General features: G+C 45.9%; 11 protein-coding genes. 1 reads left to right on the plus strand and 10 read right to left on the minus strand.

Annotated elements, in window-relative coordinates; genetic code table 11:
• Positions 1-10 precede the first annotated feature (10 nt).
• The 9 genes from GXP65_RS20660 to pilM all read right to left on the minus strand — a co-directional run bounded on the left by GXP65_RS20660 (position 11) and on the right by pilM (position 8,749).
• Entirely contained in the window at positions 11-850 is an 840-nt protein-coding gene (locus GXP65_RS20660) for a Dam family site-specific DNA-(adenine-N6)-methyltransferase (protein WP_038889578.1), read from the minus strand.
• 69 nt (positions 851-919) lie between these two features.
• The gene (locus tag GXP65_RS20665; protein ID WP_162093611.1) at positions 920-2,413 is read right to left on the minus strand and encodes an AAA family ATPase; all 1,494 of its coding nucleotides are present in this window, start codon (positions 2,411-2,413) and stop codon (positions 920-922) included.
• Positions 2,414-2,466: 53 nt separating this feature from the next.
• Positions 2,467-3,567, minus strand: coding sequence for a 3-dehydroquinate synthase (aroB, locus tag GXP65_RS20670; protein ID WP_045380637.1), 1,101 nt, complete (start codon positions 3,565-3,567; stop codon positions 2,467-2,469).
• 31 nt (positions 3,568-3,598) lie between these two features.
• Entirely contained in the window at positions 3,599-4,117 is a 519-nt protein-coding gene (gene aroK / locus GXP65_RS20675; RefSeq protein WP_010443904.1) for a shikimate kinase AroK, read from the minus strand.
• A gap of 188 nt (positions 4,118-4,305) precedes the next feature.
• Positions 4,306-6,048 carry a type IV pilus secretin PilQ family protein gene (locus tag GXP65_RS20680; RefSeq protein ID WP_050906101.1) on the minus strand — a complete coding sequence of 581 codons (1,743 nt, stop codon included), beginning with the start codon at positions 6,046-6,048 and terminating at the stop codon, positions 4,306-4,308.
• Between the two features lie 34 nt (positions 6,049-6,082).
• Positions 6,083-6,598 carry a pilus assembly protein PilP gene (locus GXP65_RS20685; protein WP_005432702.1) on the minus strand — a complete coding sequence of 172 codons (516 nt, stop codon included), beginning with the start codon at positions 6,596-6,598 and terminating at the stop codon, positions 6,083-6,085.
• On the minus strand, positions 6,588-7,181 hold the full coding sequence (gene pilO, locus GXP65_RS20690) for a type 4a pilus biogenesis protein PilO (RefSeq protein WP_162093612.1): 594 nt from the start codon (positions 7,179-7,181) through the stop codon (positions 6,588-6,590). Before pilO ends, GXP65_RS20685 begins: the two co-directional genes overlap by 11 nt.
• Entirely contained in the window at positions 7,174-7,749 is a 576-nt protein-coding gene (locus GXP65_RS20695; protein ID WP_038889584.1) for a PilN domain-containing protein, read from the minus strand. The genes pilO and GXP65_RS20695 overlap by 8 nt, the downstream gene beginning before the upstream one ends.
• A complete protein-coding gene (gene pilM, locus GXP65_RS20700; protein ID WP_162093613.1) occupies positions 7,733-8,749 on the minus strand; it encodes a type IV pilus assembly protein PilM in 1,017 nt (338 codons plus the stop codon). The genes GXP65_RS20695 and pilM overlap by 17 nt, the downstream gene beginning before the upstream one ends.
• A 178-nt stretch (positions 8,750-8,927) precedes the next feature.
• Between pilM and GXP65_RS20705 the strand changes: the two genes are divergently transcribed.
• Positions 8,928-11,495, plus strand: a complete 2,568-nt coding sequence (locus GXP65_RS20705) for a PBP1A family penicillin-binding protein (RefSeq protein ID WP_162093614.1) — start codon at positions 8,928-8,930, stop codon at positions 11,493-11,495.
• A 77-nt stretch (positions 11,496-11,572) separates the two neighbouring features.
• On the opposite strand, the gene oxyR is transcribed toward GXP65_RS20705, so the two are convergent.
• The gene (oxyR, locus tag GXP65_RS20710) at positions 11,573-12,481 is read right to left on the minus strand and encodes a DNA-binding transcriptional regulator OxyR (RefSeq protein ID WP_005432705.1); all 909 of its coding nucleotides are present in this window, start codon (positions 12,479-12,481) and stop codon (positions 11,573-11,575) included.
• Positions 12,482-12,569: the final 88 nt, after the last annotated feature.

The raw sequence follows: 12,569 nt of genomic DNA on the forward strand, positions 1-12,569 counted from the left end.
AGTGTGAGAGCTAGGAGTCAGATTTGTCCGTATCAGGTGCTCGGAACAGAGCAAGAAGCTCATCAACTTTATTACGACCACTGCCATTGCGACTGATGGTTCGCTTCACTTTCACCACATTCAGTTCAGCGCCATGATAAAGGCGACGCGTTAGTGTGGTGTCGTGGTTTGAAATCAGAACAGGAATGCCACGTTCAGTTGCAGCTCTCTCTGCGATATCAGCCAATGCCGCTTGGTCATCAAGCGTGAAGCCGTTACCAGCATAAGACGTAAAGTTCGCCGTATTCGACAACGGTGCGTAAGGTGGATCGCAGTAAACTACGCTGCCTTTGCGTGCTCGGCTGAACGTCTCTGGGTAACCTTCACAGACAAATGTTGCCTTCTTCGCTTTTTCAGCAAAGAATTCTAGCTCAGCTTCAGGGAAGTAAGGCTTTTTGTACGAACCAAAAGGAACGTTAAAACCGCCCTTTTTGTTGTAACGACACAAGCCGTTAAAGCCAAAACGGTTCATGTACAAGAACGCTAAAGAGCGATACATCACGTCATCAGTTTTATTAAACTCGGCGCGAATATCTAGGTAAGCTTCTTTGCGATTGTTCTCAGCAACAAACCAACGTTTTGCTTCAGAGATATACTCTTCAGGACGCTCTTTCAGTAGGTTGTAGAGATTAATCAGGTCGGGGTTGATGTCCGCTAGCAGATAGTGGTCGTAGTCGGTATTAAGAAAAACCGAGCCAGCACCAACAAAAGGTTCAACTAGCTTTCGAGCCGGTGGCAAATGACGTTGGATATCTTCAACCAGACCGTATTTTCCTCCTGCCCACTTAAGAAAGGCTCGTTGCTTTTTCATCTACTGCTCTATCTATCGACCAAAAATTAAGGCTGCGGAATGTAACATATTTTTCAACGAAGCTCAGGATTATTTCACGCGATCAATTTCACGATGCACCTGACCTAAGGATTTTGCCCAAGGACTCAGCGATTTAAGCGTATCCGGTAAGCTTTCGACTGCGTCACGAGCCAATTGAATGGTTGGGTAATCTTGGTAAGTGATGATGTACCATTCCGTTCCACTGCGCACCGTTGGGTAAATTCTTACCTTACCGTTTAAGTCGTATTTATCGAGAAACGCTTGCACATCTTCCATTGCGGTCATCGCACCGAGCTGTAGCGTATAGCCGCGTGGCGATAAGGCCTTAAGCTCTTCACGAGCAAAAGAGAACTTCACCACTGGTTTAGTTGGCATAACTTGAGCTTCAGCAGACTGTTCACCTGTCTGAACAACATTGATGAGCGAAGAACTCGAGCTGCTTTGCGCTTGAGGAACCGATTCTTCAACCACTTGTTTGATTTCATCAGTATCCGCTTCTTCTGGCTTACCCTCGAGCAATGCATCCACCACATCAGACTCAATCACAACACGTTGTTGCTTGTCTTCCGTGCCAACACTCGCCACTTCATCCGTTACGGTTGGTGGTAATGAATCAGAGTCATCCGTCGCATCAGTAAGCACCGTGCTATCTTCAGCTTCGTTGCTCATCGTCGAATCTGCGCCACTGGTAGCTCGATGTTCGCTTAGGGTTGGAATAGCCGTTTGCTCAATAGCGCCAGTGATTTGCTGTGCTTTATCGTCAGGGCTCGGCTGATTGTACATCCACCAATAGCCACCAGCAGCTAGCAATAGCAGCACCAATACAACCAATGCGATATTAAGGGGTGAGCCTACAATTGAGCGGATAATGATCCTTTTTTCCACTTTCATCTCTCCTAACGCCATGATGTCCCCCGGAACCGGGTCGACTTTCTTAAATGCATCTCGAACGCGCTTTTCTGATTCATCGTCGACATATCGAATTACCAAAGATTCAAAAAAGCGACGCGCTTCAACTTCTGACAACATCTCAATATCGAGTTCAACTGGCTTAAGTTCTTGCCCGTAGCTGATACGCGACAATACCGATTCCAAACGCCCACTTTGAGTAAACAGTAAGATGTTGATTTTCCATTTTGGATTCGCTTGTGCTGCTAGCACCAACATCCATAATTCTGAGACCAGTGTTTCACTCAACAAGTGCGCATCATCAACCACAATCGCGATATCACACGCTTCATTACCTAAGATACGCTCCAAACTATCAAGCAACGTATCTTGCTGATTGAACAGTGCATCAGAAACAATCTGGCTCAAAATGAGCATACGACGCTGCACATCATCTTGATTTGAATGACAAAGTAACAAACATTGGTTTTTGTTACTTGCACCGAGTTCAAGATATCGCTGTGCCAACCAAGATTTTCCGTACCCAGTTTGGCCATTTACTGCGATCAAGTTAGAACCAAAATTGGTCAACAAGCTTAATCTGTCTAAAAGCTCGGTTTGCGAATCCAATTCAAGAACGTGAGCGAAACTCATCTAAATAACCTTAATAAACTACAAGAATGACGCCGATAGGCGCCATTACAAGGTTAAATGTCACGACCGAAGTCGATAGCTTGTTTGATGATATCTTGCGGTGTGTCTGCAATGACTTCGGCACTGCCGATGCCCGTTGGCAGAACTAAACGCAGCTGACCGGATAAGACTTTCTTATCACGCATCATGTGCGTCATGAAATCATCAAAGCTCATTGTATCTGGCGTATGCACAGGCAGTTTAGCGCGGCGCATAATATTGATGATGCGGTCCAGTTGCTCTTGCGAAATCAATCCACGTAAGTGAGAGGTTTTCGCCGCCATCACTGTACCGGAAGATACCGCTTCACCGTGTAGCCAGTTGCCATAACCAAGTTCAGCTTCAATCGCATGACCAAAGGTATGGCCCAAGTTCAGCAGCGCTCGAATGCCTGACTCTTTCTCATCTTGTGCCACAACTTCCGCCTTGATTTCACAACAACGTGCAATCGCGTAAGTCAGAGCCTCTTCATCTAATGCGTATAGACGATCAAGATTCTCTTCTAACCAATCGAAGAAAGCACCATCGTAAATAATGCCGTACTTGATCACCTCAGCAATACCCGCTGCAAACTCACGCTCTGGGAGCGTCGACAGACAGTTGGTATCGATGATAACCGCTTTAGGTTGGTAAAAAGCACCAATCATGTTTTTACCAAGCGGGTGGTTAACTGCGGTTTTACCGCCAACCGATGAGTCTACTTGAGACAACAATGTGGTTGGAATCTGGATGAAATCCACACCACGTTGGTAACATGCTGAGGCAAAGCCAACGAGGTCACCAATCACACCACCACCTAGCGCAATAATCACTACGTCACGAGCATAGCTTCCTTCTAGCAGGAAGTTCATGACTTGATTAAACGTGTCTAGGCTTTTGTATTGCTCGCCATCAGGCAATTCAAGTAATGAGGCATCACAACCGAGCTGTTCAAGCTGGCTAAGAATTTTTTCCGCGTACAGTGGAGCAACCGTGACATTACTGATCACGACGACTTTCTGATTTGCGTTTTTATTTGAAAGAATTTGAGAAAGGTACGCCGGGTCTTCAAATAACCCGGCGCCAATTGAGATTGGGTAGCTACGCTCTGCTAGATTGACCGTAATCCGTTCCATCGGTGTGCTCCAATTTGAAAAAGATAAATGCTTATCTCTCTTCTAGCATTTTTACGATCTGGTTGGCTACCACTTTTGCACTCTGATCGTCAGTACGAACTGTGTAATCCGCTACTTCTTCGTATAGAGGGTTACGTTCGCCTGCCAAACTTTCCAATACTTCACGAGGGTTGTCAGTTTGAAGTAGAGGACGCTTCTTGTCGCGGTTTGTGCGAGCAAGTTGCTTTTCAATAGTTGTTTCTAGGTAAACAACAACACCACGTGCTGAAAGACGGTTGCGGTTTTCTTTGCTCTTAACAGAGCCACCGCCCGTTGCTAGCACGATGCCTTGCTCTTGAGTTAGGTCTTCAAGTACAGCTTCTTCGCGTTTGCGGAAGCCTTCTTCACCTTCAACATCAAAAACCCAAGCGATATCTGCACCAGTGCGTTCTTCGATCACTGTATCAGAGTCCACGAACTCCATATGCAGTTGCTGTGCTAGGTGTCTACCAATTGTACTTTTGCCGGCGCCCATTGGGCCAACAAGGAAAATATTACGTTTCTCAGCCATATTTAGCGGTAATTTACAACGTTAATTCAATAAGATCGCCACAAGAAAACACAGCCAAACTGCTGTTTCACAAGGCTTGTGGCACCAATTCCTCACAGATAATTCGTGATAAGACCCGAAATTATCCAAGCATGGTGCCACTAATGCAACTTTATTTTTGATCTAATCGTTTTTTTGCCTACCGATTCTTACTGAATCACAACTTTAGGTGTAACAAAAATCAGTAGTTCACTTTTACCGACATTTTCGTAACTTCGACGGAAAAGCGCACCTAACAGCGGCAAATCACCTAATAAAGGCACCTTATCGACGGAGTTTGTAATGCTGTGTTGAAAAATACCGCCCAACACGACTGTCTCACCATTATTGACTAAAACTTGTGTACCAATACGTTGCGTATCGATCGCCACCGCCTCACCAGTGCCTGTTTTTACCACTTGGCCCGGTCTGTCTTGCGTAACGCTCAAATCCAACACCAAACGGTTGTCAGGCGTAATCTGTGGCGTCACTTTCAAGCTCAATACCGCTTTTTTGAACGTCACAGAAGTCGCACCGCTGGAAGAAGATTCAAGGTAAGGGATCTCGGTACCCTGCTCAATGTAAGCTGGCTTCTTATTCGTGGTGATCAAACGTGGACTAGAAATAATTTCTGCTTTCGATTCTTGTTGCAGCGCCGAAAGTTCCAAATCTAGTAAGGTGTCCGAACCTAACTTCGCAACTTGGAAGGCAATACTGGTCGCATTTGGACTGGTCGCAGCAAGGTTAACGTTGAGAAAGTCATCAATACCCACACTGCTGCCACCGTCATCACCTTCACCGCCACCATCGTACAGGCCGATTGTCGCAAGGTTATTCTCAATTGAACCACCCACAGTATGACTGCCATTAATGGAAGTGAAGCCCCAACGAACGCCAAGTTCGTCCATGTTACCTTCATTAATAGTCACAATACGCGCTTCAATCTGAACCTGTTTTACAGGAATATCCAATGATTCTATGATCTCGCGAATCACTTCAATATTCTCAGGTAACTCACGAATCAATAACGAGTTGGTACGCTCATCAATGGTCATACTGCCTCGATCTGAAAGCATACTGATGTTGCCCTCCCCATTGATCATCTCAGCAATGTCTGACGCTTTAGCGAAGTTCACCTTGATGATCTCTGATGAAAGCTCACCGATCTCTTTCTCTAGCTTTTGCTTTTCGAGTTGCTGCTTCTCGCGCAGATCCAATTCATCTTTTGGTGCAACGAGAATGACATTGCCATCAACACGCTTATCTAACCCTTTCACTTGCAAGATAATGTCGAGTACTTGCTGCCAAGGCACACCATCCAAACGCAAGGTCAAGTTACCCTCGACCGAGTCAGAAACGACCAAGTTAAATTGATTGTAGTCGGCGATAAGTTGCAACACGTTTCGCACAGGAATGTCTTGGAAGTTAATCGAAATTAGCTTGCCTTCTTTTTCCAAAATGCTTTTATCCGGCGCTTTTTCGTTGGCTTTAAGCTTGCCAACCTTTACCTCTAAATAACGACCAGTAAGACGGTAGTCGTGAGAATAGTCCTCATCTATATAAGCCACCAGACGTGTTGTAGAAGTATCGCGGAATACCTCAACGCTCTCGACAACCGTCGAGAAGTCTTTCACATCAAGTAGGTAAAGCTGGTCATCTTTAACGGAGGTGTTGAGTAAGTCGATACTCAAGCCTTCTTGTACGCGTTTAATATCAACAATCGCAGCGGGTGATGCGAGCTCAACCACAATCACGGCGTCTTTGTCTTTGTTCGTACGGAAGTCGATGCTCTTAAGCGAGTTAGACTGTACTTCTTCTGCTGCGACGAAAGGGGCTAAAAGTAGAAAGAACCATAAAGAGAAGAGCCCTGTTAGCTTCCTTGGTGTCAGTGTTAATCCGTGTCTCATTTTCATCATTACTCAATATCAAAAATAAATGCGGCTATGCCTATCTCAACGCCAACTTCACTTTGCGCTTTTGCCAACAACCTAAACCGTCTGGCAAGGTTTCATTAATCAATAAATAGCTGTGGGATACGTGGGTTACCTTGCCATTATTACGTCCGAGGTATTGACCTGGCTTCACTTTGTACACTGTGCCATTCGGTGCTTGAACCAAACCCGAGACGCTACTGCCCATTCCCATCACACCCTTAAGGCGAAGTTGGTTAAGTGGGAAACGTTCCAGTTTGCCAGTGCGCTTTCTTGACGGTGGTTGCCAACAGTCCTGCCTCGCAACAGGTTGAGTTGCGATGGTGGCCTCTTTTGGCAGTTCAAAAGGGGCACGCAAAATTTCAGGCTCGTAACTCACCACTACATATTCTTCAGTCGGCTGGAGTTTGGCGACATCACGGCGTGCTTGGTTTTCTACACCGCGAATAAAGTCGGTCAGTGACTCATCATTGGCTTGGCAACCACTCAGCAGACTCACCATACAAACCATCAGCAAAGATTTATTTCGCATCTTTCTTTTCCTCTGGTCTGAATTGGTAAGTGTTTGCTCTTACACGGAAGTGCAAGGTTTCACTCTCTTGACTGACTCGCTGCCAAGTTACATCTTGAAATGTGATGATGCGTGGTAAGGTGGCGATGGCCTGTGAAAAACGACCGATGTCATGGAAGTCACCCGTTAGCTCAATATTGAGCGGCAAACGGTAAAGGAAATGCTCTGACTCTTTATCTCCCCAATCAATACGCGTAAATGTCAGCTTGTTATCGATGCCGAGTTCATTAACCGACGCTAGCATGGTCGCCAATTCTTTCTGTGCAGGCAGTTGTTGCAAAAGCAGTTCATAGCGTGTGGTCAGTTCATCAAGTTGTGACTGAAGCTGCGGCAGTGCAGCGACTTTATTGGCTTTGATCCTCAGCGCGACTTTTAAAGTCTGCTCTTCTTGGATCAAGGTATTAAGGCGAGCTTCCTCTGGCTTCAAATAAAACCAGTAACCAAAACCTTGGATCAACACCACCATAAGAAGAATCGCTACCAACTGAGGCGCCAGCGGCCATTCAGCGATTTCATCCATTTCTAGGTCTTGCCAATTAACCATGCTGCTTACCTCCTTTTATAGAGGCGTCTTTAAACATGAAGGAGACTTTGAACGTCTGGAACTCTTTACCAAAGCGCGCTTTACCATGAACAATGGAGTGCATATCAACATCCAGCAGCTTGGCGGAACGCTCCATATTATCGAGCATGGTGGCAAGACGAGAGGTGCTATCAGAAATACCCGAGATCTCAATCTCGTAGTCGTTCATTTTGATCTTATCGACATAGACGCCTTCAGGGATCACTGAGGGCATCAGGTTCATAAACTCAGTGGTTTTATTGCGCCCATTTTGCAGCCCTTCAACGGTCTTTAGGCGCTCTAGAATTTTGCTGTGCTCTTGCTCTGCTATCTTCATGGCTTCAATACGTTTATCGAGTTGAGAGATATAGTGAGCGAGATAATCCAAGCGCTGTTGCTGCTGTTCTTGTTGGTATTGGTAGTACTTACCGATCCCCCATTGCACGCCCAGAGCAGCGATCGCCCCGAGTAAAATCAAGCCAATAAAACGACGACGATGCTCTTCACGTTGGTTTTCACGCCAGGCAAGAAGGTTAATGTGATACAGCATTGTCACCTCCTAGCCACTGAATACCACGTACAGCCAGTCCGGCTGCAGCAGTGAAGTGTTGCCAATCCGCGGCACGACGTTTGCGTTTAGACACTTTCATTTCAAACAAACCAAGTGGATTAAGCAGTTCACACTCTAGTGCCAACTGGCTAGACAGCTCCTCGGCCAACATAGGTGTTGCAGCGCCCTCTCCCGAAAGCCAAACGCCTTTGATATCCTGGCTTCCATTAATTGAGGTATAGAGCTGCATCTGACGTTTAACACGCTCAACGATTTGTCGATTAAATTGCTCCGTTGCCACTTGTACATCGTCTGCTAATGGATCTTGTTGAAACAAACTGCCCGTAGTGCGAGTACCGCAGGGAAATTCTTTATGAAACAATTCACCTTGTTCAGTGAACATAGTGAAAGAACTGTTCAAAGAACCAATGTCCAGTAAACAATACTTGTTCTTTTCAGGAAAACGTTCCGCAACCAATTTCCACATATGACCAAGACTTTGTGAGTGCACGTCCACCAGTACTGGTTTCAAGCCTGATTTCTGCAATGCCTCAACTCGGGTTTCTACCACGTCTTTACGAGTCGCGAAGACCTGATAACTGTCAGTGCCTCGCATCTGCTCATCCGTATCAACCTTGATGAAGTCAAGACTCAGCTCTTCCACGGGGAATGGAGACTGATGTGAGAAGGCTTGCACAACAGCAAACTCCTTTTCACTCTCTTCTAAGTTCTGCTCTATCTGCAGCTTTTTACTGATCACAGCATTATCTGGAACTGAAATTGCGACCTTTCGAGCACGAAAAGGTAGCTCTTTTTTCATCTCTTTAAGGGTCTTTACAATTTCTTGATGATTTATGGTGTTATTTTCAGCGACAATACCTTCCTTAAGTATTATTTCTTTGTAACCCAGTAGTGCGTAACTGTTGCCATTGGGTTTAAGTACCACGGCTTTGAGGCTGTTATGGCCAATATCTATGCCCGTAACTAATAGCTTATCCATCTCTACTCTCGCTCCGAAATTCTTGCGTGCCGATGTTGTTAGCACCCAGAGAATTTTCTTCGTGCAAAGGTTGTTATTAGCATCCAAATAAGAGTTAATATCTCTTATGTGCTAAATTTTTGACCTAAGAGTACAAGGGTTTGCCGTTACACAGCCTCAACCAATCAGGGATTCTCCGGTGAAGTTCATAAAGCGTTTATTATTTTTAACATTGATTTGCATAATTCTTGGAGTCACCACAATTTTTGGCTTCTATCAATACGTGAAGCCTGAATTGCCAGATGTTGCAACCTTAAAAGATGTTGAATTACAAACACCTATGCAGGTTTTTAGTCAAGACGGGAAACTGATCGCACAGTTTGGTGAGAAACGCCGAATTCCTGTTACTTACGACGAAATTCCGCAAGATTTAATTCATGCGCTGATCGCGACCGAAGATAGCCGATTTTACGAGCACCCAGGTATCGACCCAATCGGTATTACACGTGCGGCAGTCGTCGTTGCATTATCTGGTTCTGCAAAGCAAGGTGCGAGTACCATTACTCAGCAGCTAGCGCGTAACTTCTTCCTATCCAACGAGAAGAAGATCATGCGTAAAGTGAAAGAGATCTTCATTGCGATTCACATTGAGCAGCTTTTGACGAAGCAAGAGATCATGGAACTGTACGTTAACAAGATCTTCCTTGGTTACCGCTCATACGGTTTCGGTGCCGCAGCTCAGGTTTATTTTGGTAAGAGCCTAAATGAACTCACGCTAAGTGAAATCGCAACGCTTGCTGGTATGCCAAAAGCGCCATCGACAATGAACCCAATCTACTCACTAGAGCGCGCGACAAACCGTCGTAATGTCGTTCTGATGCGTATGTTGGATGAGAAATACATCACTCAAGAGCAATACGATGAAGCACGTGCTGAGCCAATTGTCGCTCGCTACCACAGTGCTGAGATTGAGCTTTCTGCCCCATACGTTGCAGAACTTGCGCGCTCATGGGCAGTGAAAGAGTACGGTGCAGAAAAAGCCTATACCTCTGGCTTGAACATCTACATGACAGTAGATTCAAAACTGCAAGACGCTGCAAACAAAGCGGCGATCAATAACATCCTTGCTTACGACGAGCGTCATGGCTACCGCGGTGCTGAGAAAGTATTGTGGAAACAAGGTGAAACCGCTTGGGATACAGAGCAGATTGAAAAACATCTGAAGAAGCAACCAACTTACGGACAACTTTACCCAGCGGTCGTGACTAAAGTCGATGACAAAACAGCGCAAGTTTGGGTCAAGAACAACGATGAACAAACCATCGCATGGACTGGCATGAACTGGGCTCGTAAGTACCTGACGGATGAGCGCCAAGGCGCCGTACCAAAGTCAGCTAAACAGATTTTGGAATCAGGCCAACAAATTTGGGTTCGTGAAATCAGCACAACCGATAAAGACGGCAACACCATCAACAGCTGGAAGCTAAGCCAAGTACCAAGTGCAAACACTGCATTTGTGGCAATGAATCCGGAAAACGGTGCTGTGCTTTCTCTGGTTGGTGGCTTTAACTTTGTTCACAGCAAGTTTAACCGTGCGACTATGTCAGTGCGCCAAGTAGGTTCAAGTATCAAACCTTTCATCTACTCAGCGGCAATAAACAAAGGTCTCACGCTTGCTTCTTTAGTTAACGATGCACCAATCAACAAATGGGATGCAGGTTCTGGTTCTGCATGGCGTCCAAAGAACTCACCACCAACATACGTGGGCCCTACTCGTCTGCGTATCGGTCTAGCACAGTCTAAAAACGTAATGGCAGTGCGTACTCTTCGTGAAGTTGGTTTGGACGAGACTCGTGAATATCTAACGCGTTTTGGCTTTGATATTGATGAAGTACCACGTTCAGAGACCATCGCGCTTGGTGCAGGTAGCTTAACGCCAATGAAAGTGGCACAAGGTTACTCTGTATTTGCCAACGGCGGTTACTATGTAGAACCTTTCTACATTGACCACGTGGAAGACTCATTTGGTGAAGTGCTGTTTAAAGCAAACCCGAAAGTGATCTGTCAGCACGATTGCCCTCAAATGGAACAGCACGTTCCAGCTGAAGATAAGTTTGCTGCAGAGTTTGGTGAACAAGACGTAACGCCGGAAAATATCGCTCCAGACAACGCTCTAGAAAACGATACTCCGCAATACGCAAAACAAGTTATCTCAGCTCAAAACGCGTTCCTGATGCGTGAAATGATGTACAGCAACATCTGGGGTGGCGGTAGCTGGCGTGATGGCACAGGTTGGAACGGTACTGGCTGGCGTGCACAGAAACTTGAACGTCGCGATATCGGCGGTAAAACCGGTACAACCAACGACTCAAAAGATACTTGGTACAACGGTTACGGCCCTGGCATCGTGGCTATCGCATGGGTTGGTTTCGATGACCACTCTCGTACGCTTGGCCGCACAACAGTGAACAGCAACCTTGGTAAAGGCCAGATCTCTGGTGCAGAATCAGGTGCTAAGACGGCTGAGCCAGCTTGGATTGACTTCATGCATGCTGCTTTAGAAGGTAAACCACAGCAGAGCAAGAACATTCCAGATGATATCGTTCGTGTACGTATCGACCGTGATAGCGGCCTATTGACGCACAAAGTCGATGGCTCATCAATGTTCGAATACTTCGAGAAAGGTACAGAGCCAACTGAGTACGTCGGTAACAGTCTAGAAGACAGTATCTACTCTGGTGGCGGTGGCTCAGAAGAGCTGTTCTAGTACCGAACTAACGATATGAAAAAGGGAGCCATTGAGCTCCCTTTTGTTTATCTGGATTATCTGATTTAAGCAGAGACTTAAGCTGCAATAGAGTTTTGTTTCGCTTCCAGAATACTTTTAATTGTCGAAGCCAACGCTTCGAAGCGAGCACGCAGTGGTGAACCGGGACGGTAAACTAAAACAATACTGCGAGAAGGCGTAGGGTTCACAGCTGGGACGTAACATACGCCATCTTTTTTCTTCTCATGCGGCACAGATAACTCTGGCAACAACGTAATACCAGCGCCAGCAGCTACCATGTTACGCAGCGTCTCTAGACTGGTCGCTTTGAAACGCTCGTCGTCTTTGGCTCCAGCAGCAAAGCAGAACCCCAGAGCTTGGTCACGCAAACAATGGCCATCGCCTAACGCCAATACGGTTCGACCATTAAGATCCAGCATGTCGATATGATCTAAGCCTGCCCATTCATGGTCACAAGGTACAGCAACGCTCAACGGCTCATTGTAGACTTCAATCTCTTTGAAAGGCGCTGTCTCATCAACAGAGGCCAATACTAGGCAATCTAACTTGCCCTCTTCTAACTGACGAACCAATTGATGGGTTTGAGCCTCATGCAGAAACAGTTCCAATTCAGGAAACTCTTCTTTTAATCGAGGAACGATCTTAGGCAGCAAGTAAGGCCCAACGGTCGGGATAAAGCCAATATGCATTGGTCCCGTCATGGCACCACTTTGGCCACTCGCCATATCTTTGAAGGTTTTTACTTCACTTAAGATGCGTTTTGCTTGCTCCACCAACTGCAAACCAGAATCGGTAAACAGCACTCGACGGCTGCTTCTTTCTAGTAATGCCGTGCCCAGTTCATCTTCTAGTTTACGAATCTGGCCACTCAAAGTTGGTTGGCTAACAAAACAGGCTTCCGCTGCTTTTCGAAAATGCTTGTGCTCCGCAAGCGCCACCAAGTACTCAAAATCTCGGATATTCATACGTACGATTCGCTTCTTGTTTGGCGATAGAAATAATCTATCAAAACCATAGCATTAAACGATTAGAGCTATCAAAGTTTTTTTTCAA

This window comes from Vibrio sp. LB10LO1 (assembly GCF_010092875.1).
GTDB lineage: Bacteria > Pseudomonadota > Gammaproteobacteria > Enterobacterales > Vibrionaceae > Vibrio > Vibrio campbellii.